The organism is Bacillus bingmayongensis, from assembly GCF_000299035.1.
In the GTDB taxonomy this organism is placed as follows: domain Bacteria; phylum Bacillota; class Bacilli; order Bacillales; family Bacillaceae_G; genus Bacillus_A; species Bacillus_A bingmayongensis.
This window is the reverse complement of record NZ_JH921518.1, coordinates 802,566-820,433: the sequence shown is the minus strand read 5'-3', so window position 1 is coordinate 820,433 and position 17,868 is coordinate 802,566. Positions and strand designations below refer to the sequence as shown.

16 protein-coding genes and 1 pseudogene are annotated in these 17,868 nt (G+C 34.9%); 7 read left to right on the top strand and 10 right to left on the bottom strand.

Features of this window, described 5'->3' with window-relative positions; genetic code table 11:
• Positions 1 to 14: 14 nt before the first annotated feature.
• The 6 genes from pseC to Y7E_RS0118760 all read right to left on the bottom strand — a co-directional run bounded on the left by pseC (position 15) and on the right by Y7E_RS0118760 (position 6,273).
• A complete protein-coding gene (pseC, locus tag Y7E_RS0118785) occupies positions 15 to 1,214 on the bottom strand; it encodes a UDP-4-amino-4,6-dideoxy-N-acetyl-beta-L-altrosamine transaminase (RefSeq protein WP_017152806.1) in 1,200 nt (399 codons plus the stop codon).
• A 15-nt stretch (positions 1,215 to 1,229) separates the two neighbouring features.
• The gene (locus Y7E_RS0118780; protein ID WP_017152805.1) at positions 1,230 to 2,180 is read right to left on the bottom strand and encodes a dTDP-glucose 4,6-dehydratase; all 951 of its coding nucleotides are present in this window, start codon (positions 2,178 to 2,180) and stop codon (positions 1,230 to 1,232) included.
• A 17-nt stretch (positions 2,181 to 2,197) separates the two neighbouring features.
• Complete coding sequence (locus Y7E_RS0118775; RefSeq protein WP_017152804.1) at positions 2,198 to 3,205, bottom strand: SDR family NAD(P)-dependent oxidoreductase; 1,008 nt, start codon at positions 3,203 to 3,205, stop codon at positions 2,198 to 2,200.
• Between the two features lie 174 nt (positions 3,206 to 3,379).
• On the bottom strand, positions 3,380 to 4,834 hold the full coding sequence (locus Y7E_RS0118770; protein ID WP_017152803.1) for a capsular polysaccharide export protein, LipB/KpsS family: 1,455 nt from the start codon (positions 4,832 to 4,834) through the stop codon (positions 3,380 to 3,382).
• Between the two features lies 1 nt (position 4,835).
• A complete protein-coding gene (locus tag Y7E_RS0118765) occupies positions 4,836 to 5,606 on the bottom strand; it encodes a glycosyltransferase family 2 protein (RefSeq protein WP_017152802.1) in 771 nt (256 codons plus the stop codon).
• 367 nt (positions 5,607 to 5,973) lie between these two features.
• On the bottom strand, positions 5,974 to 6,273 hold the full coding sequence (locus Y7E_RS0118760; RefSeq protein ID WP_017152801.1) for a GDP-mannose 4,6-dehydratase: 300 nt from the start codon (positions 6,271 to 6,273) through the stop codon (positions 5,974 to 5,976).
• 1,484 nt (positions 6,274 to 7,757) lie between these two features.
• Here Y7E_RS0118760 and Y7E_RS0118755 point away from each other — a divergent pair.
• Positions 7,758 to 8,768 carry an N-acetylneuraminate synthase family protein gene (locus Y7E_RS0118755; RefSeq protein WP_017152800.1) on the top strand — a complete coding sequence of 337 codons (1,011 nt, stop codon included), beginning with the start codon at positions 7,758 to 7,760 and terminating at the stop codon, positions 8,766 to 8,768.
• Positions 8,768 to 9,556 (top strand): SDR family oxidoreductase, encoded by a 789-nt coding sequence (locus tag Y7E_RS0118750; protein WP_017152799.1) that lies wholly within the window; start codon positions 8,768 to 8,770, stop codon positions 9,554 to 9,556. The genes Y7E_RS0118755 and Y7E_RS0118750 overlap by 1 nt, the downstream gene beginning before the upstream one ends.
• A 290-nt stretch (positions 9,557 to 9,846) precedes the next feature.
• Here Y7E_RS0118750 and Y7E_RS0118745 read toward each other — a convergent pair whose 3' ends face one another.
• Both Y7E_RS0118745 and Y7E_RS0118740 read right to left on the bottom strand, forming a co-directional pair.
• Positions 9,847 to 10,818, bottom strand: a complete 972-nt coding sequence (locus Y7E_RS0118745) for a CgeB family protein (protein WP_017152798.1) — start codon at positions 10,816 to 10,818, stop codon at positions 9,847 to 9,849.
• Between the two features lie 30 nt (positions 10,819 to 10,848).
• Positions 10,849 to 11,085 (bottom strand): hypothetical protein, encoded by a 237-nt coding sequence (locus Y7E_RS0118740; RefSeq protein WP_017152797.1) that lies wholly within the window; start codon positions 11,083 to 11,085, stop codon positions 10,849 to 10,851.
• Positions 11,086 to 11,410: 325 nt separating this feature from the next.
• On the opposite strand from Y7E_RS0118740, the gene Y7E_RS0118735 reads away from it, so the two are divergent.
• Positions 11,411 to 12,685, top strand: a complete 1,275-nt coding sequence (locus Y7E_RS0118735; RefSeq protein WP_017152796.1) for a glycosyltransferase family 2 protein — start codon at positions 11,411 to 11,413, stop codon at positions 12,683 to 12,685.
• An 18-nt stretch (positions 12,686 to 12,703) separates the two neighbouring features.
• Positions 12,704 to 12,907 (top strand): annotated as a pseudogene (locus Y7E_RS31925) (SDR family oxidoreductase); the annotation flags it as partial.
• A 1,331-nt stretch (positions 12,908 to 14,238) separates the two neighbouring features.
• On the opposite strand, the gene Y7E_RS0118730 reads toward Y7E_RS31925, so the two are convergent.
• Entirely contained in the window at positions 14,239 to 14,796 is a 558-nt protein-coding gene (locus Y7E_RS0118730) for a hypothetical protein (RefSeq protein ID WP_017152795.1), read from the bottom strand.
• 589 nt (positions 14,797 to 15,385) lie between these two features.
• Between Y7E_RS0118730 and Y7E_RS30805 the strand changes: the two genes are divergently transcribed.
• The gene (locus Y7E_RS30805) at positions 15,386 to 16,360 is read left to right on the top strand and encodes a CotO family spore coat protein (RefSeq protein ID WP_017152794.1); all 975 of its coding nucleotides are present in this window, start codon (positions 15,386 to 15,388) and stop codon (positions 16,358 to 16,360) included.
• A gap of 59 nt (positions 16,361 to 16,419) precedes the next feature.
• Here Y7E_RS30805 and Y7E_RS31920 read toward each other — a convergent pair whose 3' ends face one another.
• Positions 16,420 to 16,893 carry a CotY/CotZ family spore coat protein gene (locus Y7E_RS31920; RefSeq protein ID WP_017152793.1) on the bottom strand — a complete coding sequence of 158 codons (474 nt, stop codon included), beginning with the start codon at positions 16,891 to 16,893 and terminating at the stop codon, positions 16,420 to 16,422.
• Positions 16,894 to 17,086: 193 nt separating this feature from the next.
• Here Y7E_RS31920 and Y7E_RS0118715 point away from each other — a divergent pair, with 193 nt between their 5' ends.
• Both Y7E_RS0118715 and Y7E_RS0118710 read left to right on the top strand, forming a co-directional pair.
• On the top strand, positions 17,087 to 17,446 hold the full coding sequence (locus Y7E_RS0118715; RefSeq protein ID WP_017152792.1) for a DUF1360 domain-containing protein: 360 nt from the start codon (positions 17,087 to 17,089) through the stop codon (positions 17,444 to 17,446).
• Positions 17,447 to 17,572: 126 nt separating this feature from the next.
• On the top strand, positions 17,573 to 17,746 hold the full coding sequence (locus Y7E_RS0118710; RefSeq protein ID WP_081584665.1) for a cytochrome C oxidase subunit III: 174 nt from the start codon (positions 17,573 to 17,575) through the stop codon (positions 17,744 to 17,746).
• Positions 17,747 to 17,868 lie beyond the last annotated feature (122 nt).

Sequence of the window (17,868 nt, the reverse complement as noted above, 5' to 3'; positions counted from 1 at the left end):
CTATTCCCCCTTAATTATTTAAGTTTTGAGTAATAGTTCACTACTTTTTTTACAGCTTTGATAACATCCTTTGCATCCTTTTCGGTCATCCCAGAATACAACGGCAATGTGATTAGCTCTTCATATATCCTTTCTGTATGAGGGCAAATTCCTAACGTATATCCCATTTGTCTGTAAAATGGTTGTGTGTGCACCGGAATATAATGAACATTGACACCGATATTTTCTTTCTGCAATGCTTGAAAGATTTCTTTTCTGTTAACTTTTAGCATCGGTAAATTTAATCGAATTACATATAAATGCCAACTCGAATCAATATGATTTAATTGCTTTGGAAGAATAATTTCAGGCAACTCTTTTAGTTCCGCATGATACAACGCCACATACTTTTTCCTTTTGGAAATAAAAGAATCTAATTTTTGCAGTTGGGATAGACCAAGAGCTGCTTGGATATCTGTCATCCGATAATTATAGCCAAGAAATTGCATTTCATAGTACCAAGGACCGTGATTATCAATTAATTTGTCAAGATCACGAGTAATTCCATGTGTGCGGAACTGGAGAAGTTTTTGATAATACTCTTCATCATTTGTTGTAATGATTCCACCCTCGCCTGTTGTAATATGTTTGACGGGATGAAAGCTGAACATGGTCATATCGCCAATCGAACCGATTTTTTTATTTTTATACGTAGCCCCTAACGCATGGGCAGCATCTTCTATTATGATTAAGTTGTATTCTTGAGCAATCTTAAGAATTTTATCAAGTTCAGCGGGCTGTCCTGTAAAATGAACAGGTATAATCGCCTTTGTTTTAGTTGTAATCTTGTCTTTTATTGACTCAGGATCAATATTGTAAGTATCGCATTTAATATCCGCAAATACCGGAACTCCTCCTTGATAAAGGATACAGTTGGCACTGGCCACGAATGTCATTGGTGTCGTAATGACTTCATCACCATCGGATATCCCCGCAGCAAAACAAGCTCCATGCAGGGCTGCCGTTCCACTTGAGAATGCAACGGCATATTTCGCACCCACATAAGTTGCTACCTGTTCTTCAAAATGTTTTATCATTGGACCCGTTGTAATAAAATCACCTTTTAAAACGTTTATTACTGCCTGAATATCATCTTCGTCAATGAATTGTTTCCCATATGGCAAATAGTGCTCTCGTATAGGTATTCCTCCATGAATTGCTAAACAATGCTTCATGCTCCTCAATACTCCTTATATGTTGTTTTTAGTTGATTTGATCCATTCTTCTGTTTTTTTGATACCTTCCTCAAGGCTTATTTTAGGTTTCCAATTCAGTAAGTCCTTAGCTTTCAAATAGTTGCATAACAGCTTTTGAATCTCACTTTGAGGATGAATATGTTGGACATGTTGAATAGTTGAAGGATTACCCGAGATGAGCAGTGCTAATTCATTAATCGGAATATCTCTCCCAGTTCCCGCATTGATGATGTGGCCGTTTGCCTTTTTCGAATATCCAGCCATAACAACAAATTCTGCACAATCTTCTACATAAAGTAAATCCCTTGTTTGTGTTCCATTTCCGTAAATACTGAGTGGTTTTCCATCTAATTTATTGTTGATAAAAATAGCTACAACCCCACCTTCGCCGCCTGTTTTTTGAAAAGGTCCGTACGTATTAAACGGCCGAACAACTACAACGGGCAAGTCATAGGCATAGTAATAAGAAAGAACCATATTTTCAGCAGCAATTTTTGCACCTGCATACGGAGAAGCGGGTTTTATCGGATCTGTTTCCGATATACCACTTGGATTAGAAGCGCGGTCATAGACCATGCACGTGCTCATAAAGACCATCTTCACATGATGTTTACGGCATTGTTCTAGAAGGTTGAAAGTGCCGATTGTATCATTTTCAAATGTTGTTTTAGGATCGTCAATACTGTCTTGAACATTAATGCTTGCCGCAAGATGGTAACAAATATCGAATTGATGAGTTTGAAATATGTGATCCAGAAGTTGTTCGTCTTTAATATCTCCGAGTATGAATTTTTTTAGGTTTGAAATTCCTGAAAACTCGTCAATGTTGGCAATTTTTGAATTTGCTAGATTATCGAGTATCCATACTTGATGGTTATCTTGCAGCAATCTTTTAACGACCCATCTCCCAATGAAACCTGTACCTCCAGTTACTAAAACGTTCATGTGTATTCTCCTCCTTTTTATATCAACTTTTCACTTTGTATTAATTGACGAAGCTCTTCTTTTGTAATGGGCTTTTGATTATCGGATTGATAAGTTCCCGGTGTAGCTTTTTTTGTATTTTTATAATTTAGATTCTTTTTGAAGAATGTCGGAATGATAAACATATTTGGCAATTCTAATGCATACATGGATTCATCATAAGTCATCAATTCTTCATATCTCTTTTCGCCCGGCCGTAAGCCGATTTCTTCAATTTTGAGCTTATCGATAGGTATATTATATTTTTTTGAAACTTCTTCCATAACAACATAAGCAAGATCATTCAAAGAGATAACAGGCATTTTTAAAACGAATGTTTCTCCGCCGGTTGATATTTTCATAGCCTCGATTGTCAGCGTTGTTGCCTGTTTGAGTGTCATCATAAATCGGCTCATACTGAGGTCTGTAACGGTTATTTTTTTATTTTCCTTTATTTGATTCACAAATAGAGGAATAACCGAACCTCTTGATCCCATCACATTGCCGAATCTTACACTCGAGAAGATTGTATTACTAGAACCCTTCGAATATTCAGCAGAACTAATGAGTCTTTCGGCGGTGAGTTTTGTAGCACCGTAATTATTAGTTGGCGAAATTGCTTTATCTGAGCTGGTAAATACAACTTTTTTCACATCTTGGGCAATAGCTGCTTTTATGACATTTTGGGTACCAACAATATTAGTCAATACTGCCTCATAAGGATTGTATTCACAAAAGGTAACGTGCTTCATCGCAGCAACATGAAACACATAATCAATGTCCTCCATCGCGCTGTACACACGGTCGTAATTTCGAATATCGCCAATTAAATAACGAAGCTTTGGATTATTGCTCCCTATTTCGCTTTGTAACATGAATTGCTTATACTCGTCTCTACTAAAAATCCTGACAACATTTGGGTCTTCGTCAAGAATATGGGTCAATAAACTTCGGCCGATGGTACCCGTTCCACCAATAATTAGTACTTTCTTATCTTTAAAAAACATCTACATGTTGCCTCCTAGTTAAAGAACTCGCGTAATAAATAATGTAAGGATATGTGAATTTTCTCCTATATAACTTTATCCAGAAACCTCATGTCGTGTGTGGGCTTCTCATTCATATAGAGAACATCAAAATTTCGAATTCTTGTCGTCTCTGGTAAGAAATACAGCTTTATTTTAAGGGGTCTCAGTACCTTCATTTGAGAGTTTGCTACTTAAATCATTTGATTTTCCAGTCATTTCTTTTATTAGCTTGTGCAGTTTTGGCACAGCAGTTTTTTGTGGATAGTTGTGGTTTAAAAATTGGTCTCTTACTTGCTTTCCCATTTGTAGAGTTGGAGGGTGGTACAAAATGTTATGAATAATCATTGAAGCCGTTTCAGCGTCATGGGAGACTAAACCATCTAATGTATCATAATAAGGGTAATTTCGATCCAACGACTGTGACTTGTAAATGACTACAGGTTTATTAAGTAACATGGCTTCTAATCCTACAGTCGAATTCGCTACTACTACAATATCTGAATTCGCAATAATATCATAAATATTCACTTCATTCGTTACATACTTAACTGATGAATATACTTTACTTAGATTCACATACTCGCTAACAAGATTCCGTGACTTCTCCCAAGGATGCGGCTTGATGATTACTGCTATTTCAGGATCCTTTATCAAAAGTTTTGTTAATTCTACATAAAATGAAGTATTAAATGGTTGAGTGGCGATGAAAACTATTTTTTTTTGTGCGTTAAGTCCCATTTTTAGAAGAAGCGAGGATTTGCTCATATGATTAATGGTAAAAATATCGTCAAATCTTGGATGTCCTACTACTGATATTCGATTTTCTTCTACACCTTTTTGGAGATATAAATCCTTTTCATAAAAACCATGGACAACTTGTTTTGTTGCGAAAACTGGGAAGAAAGCTTCTTCCCCCATAATGACTCCATGCTGCAAGCAAAAACTCGGAATGCCTTTGCTTGATGCTACTAGAGTAAGGATTCGACTGGTTATCTCCTCTGTCGTTCCGACAACTACGCTAGAAATAAGATTTTTTTCGAAAATAAGATTGACCATATCAATTTTCTCTATCATTAATGGAATATTAGCCAAAAACTTTTCTTTAAAATATGAATTATTAAACGCGGGGTGATTTTCGTGTGAAGCGAAAATAGTATGAGCCTGTTGGATAAATGAATCGGCAATATCAGGAGATTGTCTTGTATAATCAGCCATACAAATGACAGGAATATTATACGCCTGTTGCTTTCGCCATCTAGCTAAAATCAGTGTATCATTTGGATCGAACTGAGAATAATTACTGACGGAAAACCGAAGATAATCAAAATTCAATAATGTCTTTCCTTGAATCGGCTTTTTCTGCATTGGTTTTTGAATTGGCGTTAGCCATTTTTCAAATTGAGGCTGAATTTGGCTTTCATCTAACGTTTTGATTATAAGATGGTTATTAAAATCCTCTCTCATCATTTCTTGTTTTAATGAATTATCTAGATATTGATAAAAGTTACTTAGTAAAGGTAAGGGGATGTCACGATATGTTAAACTTGCAAATGTCTCTATAAATTCTAAATTTAACAACCAATAATTTTTCAAATACACCTCTTGCAACTTATTGCCTTCCTCTCTGCTTTAAATCTTCACGTAATTCTTTACATGTTCTTTGTATCGGTAAATTCTTGATAAACTCATTTTTTTCTTCTGCGAAAAGCTGATGGTGTATGGAATGCGGAGTAATATAGTTGATATCTAAAATCTCATTAATAGGATAAAAACTCCAAAAATGGTTAAGCCTCCAAAAAAAACGAGCATCTCCTATTCGATAAAACTCAGGATTTTCATCCCAATATGATCCCCATTTTTGTTGCAGCACTGGCAAAACAGAGGCACTATGCATAATGGAACAATGATCTATAATACATGATGCAATGGTTATAATAGATTTTGCGGGTCTCTGAACTTTTTTTACAGGATTTCCTTTTTCATCAAGATGAATAGTTATTGATGCAGAATAGGCAATTTGAACTTCTTGATGCTGCTCAAGAAAATCCACCATTTTTTCAAGACGATTTGGTACATACATATTATCATCCGTAGCGTATGTGATATATTTTCCTTTCGCATCCTTAAGTGCTTCATTAATCAAAACCGCATATCGAATTTTTTCGACGCGCTCAGAAATACTGTTTATGTTACTGCGATAAAATTTAATTCTGCTGTCTTTTAAAAAGGGCTTGATAGCATCTTGGGTAGACTTATTAGAATTATCGTCCATCAGTAAGAGTTCAAAATCCTCAAGTGTTTGATTTAATATGCTATCAATGGCTTTCCCTACATAATCGGGTTTATTATAACTTGTCATAATTACTGTTACTTTTGGCAAATCAATACCTCCTTGATTGTGAATAGAAGTAAATAAGACATACAACGTATTGTATAAAGTAGTCGGAAACTGTAATAAACTATAGAACCAAATATTAAATTATATCATTATTGATTAAATATATAAGAGGTCAAATGCCAGAAGTTTAGAAAATATGGCCGTCCTGATATCCTAACAAGAATTTTGAGCATATTTTAGCGATTGAAGTACAGTATCAGTACTAACAGATTTCATCCAACCCAAGCATCCATCATAGAAGCCGTACCAGCATTTCTATCAGGATTACCCAATTGTCCAAGCTGTGCTTCGGCGGCTTGAGCTAAGCTACATGTCAAAATTTCAAGTCAGTTATAGTATATTTGTAACATCAAGAGCTGTTGTTTACCCTGTATAGATACTGTAGCCATGAGTTTTCTTCAAATGATTGAGCAATCAAATGATAAACCTCATCGGGTTCTGCTATTTTTACTGCTTCAATTAATGAACTTATATCTAACAAGCCACTAGATACAAATTCAATTTCTCCCTTAAATCGTTTAATATTTTTATTATTTGTTGTGGCCGAACTGCTCTTTAGTCCATGCACTTTATAATTTTTACTTAATGAAAAATTTGCTAAATAGGAACAATCTTGTCTAGAGATACCAGTTATCAAAGCTTTCTTCATCTTCTCATCTCCAAGAGATAGTAAATTAAGCTATTCTGGCACTCTATATACATATGTTAACTAAACTATAAATGAATGGACTTATGAACTAGCTTTATAAAGTTTGGACTCTTCAAGGCCGCCTTTATTAACGATGAAATGATAATGATTTTTCCTTTTAAGAAAGTTCATTTTGATTCTTATCAGTAAATAATTGTTCTTAATAGTAGAAGCTGTAATCATTGAGCACCAATAGTTGATGTTGTTTCATTGGAAAAACGGCTTAATGTTTCAGTACAAGTTAAGATTTCAAATAACATAAACAAAATCGTCGTGGTAACCATTACTGCATAAACTTCGAATTTCTCTGACATTAAAGCGATAAACATAGCAAGAACAATTAAAAATGTAATTACACTATAAAGGATTACAAGAATATTTTTATCTTAGTCTGTTCATTTTCTTTATGTGCCAGGGTTGAATTGGCTAATCTTGAATTCTTTTAGTTCAAACTTCCCATTTACACATTCTATATGTAAAAAACAAAAGTGGTACCGTATTCAAATGTGAAATTACGGAAGGAATGCATGGCTTGGATATTAATAGGAGTTGAGATGTACTGCGCCGCGCTTTGTCAGAAGTGAATTTTAAAAATTGAGCATTTTTTTTGTTTATCAAAAATATTAAAGAGCTTATTTATTTCTATTTTTCTATTCTCATCATAACAAGTGTCTGTTAATGAAAACTTCTGTTGGAGTGCTGATCAACCTATGGGCTGTCACATCTCTTCGCTATTTTCTGTGCACAGATGTGGAGATGTCGACAGAGTATATTTTGGCATACTATGCGAAAGCTTCTTCCGGTAAGCTAAACATATACTTCAACTCGGGCGTTATCAGATTCAAAGTATACAAGTCATCTTTCGTTACTGGACATTGGTGTGGTTTACTTATATCTTTTGTATAATCGTGTCGGATCAGACATTTTCAGACAGATTGGTTGGTATATAAAGGCAATAAACAGTCAGCATGATGGAGTTTATCTATCATGTAACCAAAAATGGGGTATCCTTAAAAGATATCAAAAAAACAGCTGTGAGCAGCATAGAGGGGTAACTGCCTGTTTTTCTTTGAATATTTGTATCTAAATTTAATCAAGTACAGTTCTGAATTCATTTATTAGTTCATATATTATTGAAGTTGCAAAAAACAAAAAGAGGAAGATTTATAATGTCAGAAAAAAATCCAAACAGAAAAATGAATTAATCAATCAATATATCTGGAGGGGGATAGGAGGTGGGCTTCTTTGTATTTCTATACCTAATCCTAGGATGGTGACAGCATATCTGTCATAGACTGTAATTATATTTCAGTTCTATTTAAACATTCCATAAAAGAAAAATAATTAGGGTGATCACTAACGATACCTTACAACTTTGTTAAAAAAATAAAATTTTATACAACTGTTGCACTTTTGTAATTACCTTACGAAAGGCGGAATAGCTGGTGCGAAAGTTTAACGTTAATGGAAAGCTAGTTGGTGAAGATTCATCAGTTTTTGTAATTGCTGAGGCTGGAGTTAACCATATAGGTTCTTTTATAGAAGCAAAAAAAATGGTCGAGGTTGCCAGTTTAAGCATGGCTGACGCCGTTACTTTTCAGCATATAGCCTATAATGAAATTAATAGTAGTAAATGCTCTAAGTCTGAATCAGATTGGGATAAATGGAGATTATCAGATGAGCAGATTATAGAATTGTTTGATGATGCACATAGATTTGGGTTATCTACGACAGCTTGTGTAGTAGACTTTAAGTCTCTTGAATTTGTTGTCAAGTCGGGTGCTGACTTTCTTAAAGTAGTTAGTGGAGATATTACATGCCATCCCTTTTTAGTTGAATGTGCAAAAACCAACTTACCTATATTTCTTTCTACTGGAAGTGCATTGTTGCCCGAAATAGAAGATGCTTTAGAAGTAATTGATAAATCTGGTGGGAAAAATGTAGTTGTATATCAAACTAATACTAAATATCCGACCCCGCCCAATGAAGTTGATCTTAGGGCGATGGAAGTACTTAAAAAATTTAAATATCCAGTGGGCTTCTGTGATCATACTGCAGGAACAGCTATCTCATTAGCGGCAGTGGCGTTAGGGGCTCATGTTATAGAAAAGCATTTTAGTTTAGATGCTACAATAAAAAGACCAGACTATCAAGTTTCTATTAATCCTCATGAATTAAATCAATTTGTAGCTGATATACGTAATATTAAAGAGGCAATGGGGAGGCCAATAAAACGTCGGCATAAGGATGACGAGAATTTTATATTAACTCGTAGGTCCTTAGTAGCTCGTAATGATATGGTTGCAGGTACAAAAATCCAATGGAGTGATTTAGCATATAAGCGCCCTGGAACAGGTACACAGCCTTCAGAAGCAAAGAGATTTATAGGCAGAAATTTAAAATATGATGTAAGTAAGGATGATCAATTATATGAAGATATGTTGGACGATAATTAATGAGTAAAACTGAGAGACGTACTGCATTAGTGTTAGCTAGTTCTGATGGACTTGGTTTAGCGGTGGCTAAAGGATTATACCGTGATGGACATAATGTGATTATTACAAGTAGAAGTGGAAAATTAGAAAAGGCTAAACAAGAAATTTGTGCTATAGATAGTAAAGCCGAAGTTCTAGCAGTTCAATCCGACGTAACTAAGATTGATGATTTAAATAAACTTATTATGCAGAGCAAAAGTCAACTTGGTAATATTGATATTTTATTTACCAATGTAGCTGGCCCTAAATCAGGAACTATAGAAGATTTAACTCTTAAAGATTTCAGTAAAGCACATAATGATCTGCTATTGCCTGTAATTTATTTAACTAAAAAACTAATTTCTGACATGGTATCTCGTAAATGGGGAAGGATTATAATAAATTCTTCGATTACTGCTAAAGAACCTTCAGAAATGCTTACATTATCAAATGTATATAGAGCTGGTCTAGCTTCTTTTTCGAAAACTCTCGCTCATCAGTTTGCGAGTCATGGAATTACAGTTAATACTGTTGGACCTGGTTCTTTTAAAACTGCTCGTGCATTAGAATTGCTAAGTGAAAGATCTAAAATACAAAACCGTAAAGTTGAAGATATTGAATTAGAAATTGCGCAAAGTTTGCCGATGAAAAGGTATAATGAACCAATAGAATTTGGTAATGTTGTAGCTTTTTTAGCTAGTGATGCTGCAAGTGCTATTACAGGTACTTTTATTCCAATTGATGGAGGAATTTCTCGTGGAGTATTCTAAATAAATATTTCAATAGTAGTTTCTTGTAAACGCATCTACGAAACTGTCAAATAAATCCTTAAAAGAGATTTAAGGAGCAGGGGCAGTTACTGGCAACTTTATATTATCTTAATGTAGGTAAACAAGTATCCACTGTATTTTAAGTATGCATATGCTAAAAAAGAGCAAACTTACCAAAAGTAAAGTTTGCCCTAAATAAGATTGAATTCAACCATCAGTAGTTTGTCGTAATTAATAGATAAAATAGATATCGAGATTTTATTTTTCCAACAAGTTATGTTTGTAATAGATTAAGGAAATGATTGAATAATATTAATCATTTCCTTAACTCTATGGCGAAATGTATGCTGCTTTATCACTATTTTTTGAGCTTTTTTAGCAATAATTTGTCTCTGTTCTTCATCATCCATATAGGCAACCACTTTGCGTAGGCAATCCTCATAGTCCCAATAAGATATCATTTCTTCTTCAGTAAAGAAGGAACGAAGATTAGGTTTTTCCTCTATTAGTTGAAAAGCTCCACATGCCGCAATATCAAACGTTCGGTTATTGATACTTTCGCAAATAATTCCAGACGTATTTTGATTATGCAAGAAATTGTGGTTTCGATGAGGATTTAATACAATGCTAGCCCCGTTGTAATAATATGAAACCTCTTGTGGCTCAACCCATGTATCTTTAATCATAACTCTTGGGTTGTTTCTCCATATTTTTTGCAATCTATTACGCCAGCCTTTTCCAATGAGTGTGATTTGATAGTTAGTATTTTTTAAAAGAAAATGGATGAGATTCACCCTTGTAGGATACGGATATCCTACAAGGAGCAAATCACTTTTGTATACATGTTCCACTAGCCGGGGTTTAAAAGTTGTATGATCTGTACCTAACGGTAAATGAAAGGCATGTGGATGAACTGATTGATAGTGCTTTAAAGCTCCAGTATCGATAGTAAAGACATAATCAAATCTATTAATAATTTGAATAGTCTTATCAAAATAAAAAGGATCTTCAGTCAGCCAACATGCCAGTTTAATACCACTTTCTTTTAAATATTGAATTGCTTGTACGGAAAGATGGTCTCCTAACATTGCCAAAACCAGCTGTGGTTGAAAAGTGGTAACAATAGACTGTAGCTTTTCTAGGGGCTCTGATGGATGAAAGTGGGTCCATTCATAACCATTGTTGTTTAGCTCAGTCCTAATACTTTGCTCCAAATAATTGTAAATACCGGGGTAACCGGAAGAGATATACAATAGCTTCACTATACATTCACCAATTATAGATGACATTTTCTAACCTGCGGTGGTTATAATGCTCTCAATATTGTCACAGCCAATGAATATAAAATTCGTAACATTTGGAGTTAGCAAATCTTGATCTAGCAATGTAACTATGCAAGTCGCTGGATCAAAGGATATAAACAATGCTGGCCCATAAACAAAACCTGATTTACCGACAACTGTTACAGTAGTTCCATGCTGTATACCGGAGAGCAGGAGACATATGCTTCCTTCACATGTTGGATCCATGAATAATGTTCCCTCCTTTGCACCAATTAAGTTAGTTTTTAAAAACTAATACTACACTATATGTTAATAGGTATACTTAAGTGCAGAGGCTGTCCTAGTGAATACACCCTTTTTTATAACAATTCCAAATTTCTTCCCTTTGGTTTGTTTATATTAACCAACGTATGTAATTGGTAAGAGGTTTGATTATTTCTTTAACACTTTATGCCATTATCCATATTTTTTTCGTAAAAGACTCATAGACTACTAGAGAGTCAAAGTTTTATTGGGAAACAATACATCGACAGATTTTGTATGAAAGGATTAACTATATGGGGGGTTGGTTTTGAATCCAAAGGTTTCAATCATTCTTACTAGCTATAATAAGCCTGTATTAGTAGGCAAAGCAATTGAAAGTGTACTGGGTCAATCTTTAGATGAATGGGAACTTTTTATTATGGATGACAATTCTAATGAAGAAACAATACATGTTATTAAACAATATTTAGGTGATTCAAGAATCGTTTACATGAATAGTACTATAAAAGATGACGAGCGTTATCAAAAAACAAGATATGCTGTACTCATCAACAAGGCGATTCCGTTAACAAGAGGAACATACATTTCTTATTTAACAGACGACACTGTCTATGTTCCAGAGAGGTTAGAAGAAATGACGTCTTTCCTTATAAGGAATCCTAAGATAGACATCGTTTATTCTTCTCAGCAGGTGAAATTTGTTGATTATCAATTGAAGCTGCTTTATGAAAGAGTAAGATCGGCAAGGAGTGTGCTGTCTAAAGCTGCCAACATTGTAGACCATTGTTCAGTCATGCATACGCGTTCAATATTAGAAGCGGTTTATGAAGAGTATGGGGGATATTGGGATGAGAGTCCTGTTCATTGGTATAATGGAGATGCTGCTTTTTGGGAACGATTAAATGGTTTTCAAGCGTTCCATCCTATTGATAAGATTCTTGATATAACATATAAAACGCCCTACTCTTTTCAAAATTTATATAACAATTTACCTATGACAATTCCAAATGGAACGTTGGTAAGAGGCTCAAGTCATCAAGTTTTTTTGATTGAGGGGCAGCAAAGAAGACTCATTACAAATGAGATGCTTATATATTTTAAATATGACCTAAAGAAAATAGTTACCATACCTGATCCTTTTTTATATAGATATGTGGAAGGATCTTCAATTGACAATTCAACTGCTATTCCAAATTTACGTGTTGTGCAGAATGAAAAAAACGAATTTTTTTATATCGAAAATAACAAGAAAAGACCAATAATGAATACATTGACTTTTCGGAAATTTAAATTTTCTTTCCGTGAAGTAATTAAAGTGGGTTCGGGCTTGTTGGACTCGATACCTTATGGAGTACCGATTTCCTCGATTTTACGTTGTGATACTTGTTTACCGGAAAGTAAAATATTAACCTATGTCAATCAATATTGGATTGTAATGAATTGCAAGCTCCATCCTATTGATAAAAAAGTAGTACAAAAGCTTAACAACCTGCATGATTGCATAAAGGTTTCCAGAACCGAGATAGAAGCTTTTGAAAAAGGAGAGCCAATTATCCCATATCTTAAGAGCAATCTTGGATAGAAATACCAGTCTCTCATAGCGGGAACAATTCGTACACTATCTGCAAAAGGGATTGGCAATTTTAACAGTATCTTAAAACAACTTGAAGAACGTGCACCACTTCGTCGGAACGTAACACAAGAAAATGTAGGAAACACAGCGTTATTCTTATTCAGTGATCTAGCAAGCTGTGTTACTGATGAGACTATCCATGTGAATTCGAGGTATTATATTTTAGGATAACAATTCTATATGAATGGATAAAATGAAAAAACCTCTTGGGTCGTAAAAAAATATACGATTCAAGGTTTTTTTGTGAAAATAAGTTTTTTAGAAAGAACTAAAAATCAAAAACAATTCTTACATTTTAGCGTAGAGTTGTACATCAATGGTGTATGATCCTTTTTATTTATTAGTGCCATTTGTACAGGCGTGCATAGAATGTATAAGAAATATGGGACTACTCAACTATGCCCTTGATTTAGGAGTGTAATAAGCTGAATTTTACCCTGTTTATTTTTGTTACAACAAAGGTATATGCATATACCACTATATCTTGTGATATAACAATAAAGCGCATAGACACGTTTTTGCAGTAGATTTCGCTAGTTATCTTATATTTTTATGGGATGATTAAATAGTCATAAAATCATTGAATGTAAAGGATGATTAATATGAAAAATAAAAAATGTTGTAACAGATGTCCAGTCGCATTTCCCTCACCTAGCCCACCTCTTTGTAGGCTGCGGGTTATTAATCTGGGGATAATTACTATTAATGATGCCAGCCGGCCTCATCGTATCCGTCAAGTATCAATGTTTCAGACTTGCCTGGTATCATTACTCAGGTGACGGTAACAATAAGCAACATGAGTCATACTTTTCCAATTGATACCTTATTTGTTAGACCATTAGAGGAGAACGTTATTATCGTATAAGATGCAGATAGCAGTCTTGATATGAAGGGGGGAACATTAACATTTGACGACTTTGCACCATTTCCACTGCCCAGCCACAGGCCAAATCGTTTCTGGTACGCACCAGCCGACTACCTATGGAGAGGGTGATAATTTTCCCTGCACCAGCACTACCATACGGATTGATCGGTCTTGAGCGTCTTCAATGGAACGAATCCACACGGTCGATGGCAGCTTTTCGTACGTGATGAGTTCGGTGTTGATACTGATTATATCGCCAGAGGTTGAGAACAGACCATTACTACTAGTCCTTGGTGTTAGAATGTTCTAAGTATTCTTCTGAATGAGCGGAGTTAGTTATATTTCTTTTTGGTTCCTTCAGCTGAAGCAGGAGGTTTCTTTATTGATAGAAAGAGGAGATATTTATAAATGAGAGATAGTATGTAAAGTGTATAGAGAATTTTTTTGCTTTGCAACAAATTCTAAAGTGTATTATGTTGACTAAAGAGGCTTCTGTATGAAAAGTATGGGTAGAAGTGTCAATCATATATTTCTCTAATTCAACTAAATTTAATTAAAACACAATAAGTTGAGAATTTGTTCATAACATATATCAATGTGTAGAGAAAAAACATCTCTACACATTGATGATTCAGGATTAAGCAATCTGAGTTGCTCGTAATGAAGCGAAGTCAGCTTCAAATCCGCCTGTAACAAATGGAGTCGTTGATGTAGTACTGTTAATTACTTCAATGCTAATCGTTGTAGGAACAGTTATTTCTAAAAGAGAAGGTGAAGTTAATACGTCCGCCCATTCTAAAGCGCCGGCTGCAGCAAGTGCTAGAGTGTCTGCAACTCTAGATTGTGAACCTCCAATAATAAAGCTACCGAAAGCATTAGTAGCACGTAATTGTCCAGTGAAATCCATACCAACTGATATAGCGGCAAGAACAGCCGCTTCAAGTAAAATACTTACCGAATAGTCAAGTGCATATACTCCGGGTTCTTGTAAAGTTAACCCGGCTCCTGTAGATACTACGTTGTTTAGTGGACCTGGAACAGGAAGAAGTAAAGTAGTAGTGGTACTAGTAAGAGGGGCAACTGGGCTGGGAATTGGTTGGTCAGTAGTAACTGCAAATGCTGATCCGAATGCAGGTCTTTGTGGTGGAAAATCAGGTGGAAAGGCAGGAGGGCACTTTTTAAAAAACTTACTCATGTTTTTCACTCCTTTATATATTCTTCATTAATATTTAATGAAATAATGAGCTAAAGTGGAAGGGCGTGTTCCTATTTTTTAAAAAAATGTTAATATGTGTATGATTTTGGTGTCGTAATAGAGTGAGGAGTGGAGGAGCTAATGGTTAGGAAGAAACATAATTTGACGAGGCAAGAGCTTTGGGATGATTTTTTACTAAGAAATACAATGGAGAAATGAAGAGAGGAATATCTACAGTGGTACTACTAGAAGCATTGAACGCCATAATGTTCATGACTATATGAGAAAATATAATGAGAGTATCTTATGTAATCTAATATACAAAATTAGAGAAGCTGAATATGAATAATTAGGGATTATTCATGAAGAAATAAATGAATTACAAGGTACATATTTATATTATGTAAATGTTATCAACTGAATCATTCGTAAATCATATCGTTAAATAATAATAGTAAAAATTTTTAATATAAAGCTTACGTAATTATAACTTAGCATCTATCCAAGCATGAAAGAAAATTATTAAGCAAATTCTTCCGTCCATTGAATATACTTTTAGTAATACGTTTATGGAAATGGGGGATAGAGAATGGCGAAAAAAAAGTCGGGGCAGAAAAAAAATGTACCGTCATTATATATGAGATCAATAGATGCTGAAGCACTTGAGAAGTATACACAGCGTACTTTTGTTATAAAGAAGGATACATTCACAAAAGAAAATCATATGGCACAACAAACAAGTCAAGAGATATGGACGGATGAAAAAAATGTAGCGAAGTCTAAAGAACAGGCAGAAGAAAAAGAAACAGATGTAGTGGAATATAGAGAGCAGCAAAAAGAAGCAGATGTAGCGAAGTCTAAAGAACAGGCAGAAGAAAAGGAAGCAGATGTAGTGGAATATAGAGAGCAGCAAAAAGAAGCAGATGTAGTGAAGTATAAAGAGCAGGCAGGGGAAAAAGAAGCAGATGTAGTGGAATATAGAGAGCAGCAAAAAGAAGCAGATGTAGTGGAGTATAAAGAGCAGACAGAGGCAAAAGAAGCAGATGTAGTGGAGTATAAAGAGCAGGCAGAAGGAAATGAAGAAGGTGTAGTGGAGTCTGAAGAGCAGCCAGAAGAAAAAGAAGTAGTGAAGTATAAAGAGCAAACAGAAGAAAAAGAAGCAGGTGTAGTGGAGTCTGAAGAGCAGGCAAAAGAAAAAGAAGCAGATGTAGTGGAGTCTGAAGAGCAGCCAGAAAAAAATATAGCTGAGCAGGCAGAAGAAGTACAAGAGGGTGTAGTGTCAAAGAACAAAGAACGAGAAAAGAGCGGTGCAGAAGTACAGAATAATAAACACAAATTCATATCTTTCCGTGAAATGACAAATGAAGAAAAAGTCTATTATTTACTGAATCGTCCTCATTATATTCCGAAAGCAAATTGTTTTTTTAGAACAAAACGAGCATCTTATATAGGGCGTATTATTGCTTATGAGAATGGACGTGTCAAAATTAAATCATCAACAAAGTTAATTGAAACAGTGATTGATATTAACGAGATTATATTGATTCAAATGATTGGAACGTAACTCATATGTAAAAGGTGGTAGCAGGCTACCACCCGATGTTTTTTTAGTTTACATTTACGTTATACACCAGAAATATTCACGTCTGGCAAACATTCAATAGCACAGAAACATTTTAAATCAACTGTAATGCAAGAATTTGTAGCAACTAGAGTATTACCGCTAGTAAATACCTCAATAAAACTAGTGGTAGGGTCTATAGTACCTGTAGCACTTCTTAAAGCAAGTACCCGCAATACGGCGCAACAATCGTCTACACTTTCTACACGAAAAATTGGAGAAGTTCCAGCAACAAATGTAGTTGCCCCAGTTGGAACAAAGAAGTTTGCTGTAAATGTACCTCCAAATTTAGTGAATAGTGTAAAAGGACGCGTGTTTGCGACTGGCGCAGAAGCGTTTGCACCAAGGAAAGGGATTTCGCAGCCTGTAGGACATCCACTACCTGTTGCGCAATCTTGCAATTCATCGATAAATTTTACAACATCGCATACGCAGCTTGAGTGGTGACGATCATGTCTTTCATCATTACAACTCATGAATTTCACTCCTTATATTTAGTTTTCATTTACACTATTAGAGTATTGAAATAGGAGCAAATAGGTTACGGTTCTTAGCATGATTTTTTTTGAAGGATAAGCCTTTATTTGTCCTAATTTAAAAGGGAGTAATGTCCTTGTTGTTAGGAGTTACACTTTAGGATTTGATAAATGGGAATAAGGAGATGGAACAATGTTTTTAAATAGCTGGCTTTTATTTTTTATTTTTTCGTTAGCTGTGTTTCGGTTTACGCGTCTCATTGTATACGATAAAATTACCAGCTTTATACGCGCTCCTTTTATTGAAGAGATACAAATTCAAGAGCAAGACGGGACCATGTCTACATATATGAAGGTGAAGGGAACGGGACTCCAGAAATGGATTGGGGAATTGTTAAGTTGCTATTGGTGTACAGGGGTGTGGATCAGTGCTTTTTTACTGCTCTTTTACCACTGGATTCCTAAAGTTGCAGAACCTGTGTTAGTATTATTTGCGATTGCAGGTGCAGCGGCTATTATTGAAACGATAATTGGACGTTTTGTTGAGGAATAAGGATAGGGGTTTCTACATTTTTATTCGTGGATAATTGAAGAATCTGAATTTAATAGTCTAAAAATAGGTGAACGGAAGTAAAAGGTTGTTCATATAGTGAATAGATAGAATTGCACAATAGAGGAGATGTTTGCCATGAGAAATAACCTGCAACCAAATCCATATAGCATGCAACAATGGTATCAACTGCAGCAACAACAACTACAGCAACAACAATTGCAGCAGCAAGGATTTGTAAAGAAAAAGGGTTGTAACTGTGGAAAGAAAAAGAAAGTTTCTGATCAACAAAACCAAAATTGAATAAACACTCATGTTATCGTGAGTGTTTTTGTTTTGTATGAAAATGGAAAACAAGGAAGCGATAGAGGGATGTGTGAAGTAATTTCATTATGATATTCCAGGGGAAGAAATTTGTACATGGT

Coding starts and splice junctions, on each gene's coding strand:
- Y7E_RS0118710 (WP_081584665.1), top strand. CDS start 17,573: ATGTTTGCCATGAGAAATAACCTGCAACCAAATCCATATAGCATGCAA.
- Y7E_RS0118760 (WP_017152801.1), bottom strand. CDS start 6,273: ATGAAGAAAGCTTTGATAACTGGTATCTCTAGACAAGATTGTTCCTAT.
- Y7E_RS0118730 (WP_017152795.1), bottom strand. CDS start 14,796: ATGAGTAAGTTTTTTAAAAAGTGCCCTCCTGCCTTTCCACCTGATTTT.
- Y7E_RS0118740 (WP_017152797.1), bottom strand. CDS start 11,085: ATGGATCCAACATGTGAAGGAAGCATATGTCTCCTGCTCTCCGGTATA.
- Y7E_RS0118750 (WP_017152799.1), top strand. CDS start 8,768: ATGAGTAAAACTGAGAGACGTACTGCATTAGTGTTAGCTAGTTCTGAT.
- Y7E_RS0118775 (WP_017152804.1), bottom strand. CDS start 3,205: ATGTTTTTTAAAGATAAGAAAGTACTAATTATTGGTGGAACGGGTACC.
- Y7E_RS0118780 (WP_017152805.1), bottom strand. CDS start 2,180: ATGAACGTTTTAGTAACTGGAGGTACAGGTTTCATTGGGAGATGGGTC.
- Y7E_RS31920 (WP_017152793.1), bottom strand. CDS start 16,893: ATGAGTTGTAATGATGAAAGACATGATCGTCACCACTCAAGCTGCGTA.
- pseC (WP_017152806.1), bottom strand. CDS start 1,214: ATGAAGCATTGTTTAGCAATTCATGGAGGAATACCTATACGAGAGCAC.
- Y7E_RS0118715 (WP_017152792.1), top strand. CDS start 17,087: ATGTTTTTAAATAGCTGGCTTTTATTTTTTATTTTTTCGTTAGCTGTG.
- Y7E_RS30805 (WP_017152794.1), top strand. CDS start 15,386: ATGGCGAAAAAAAAGTCGGGGCAGAAAAAAAATGTACCGTCATTATAT.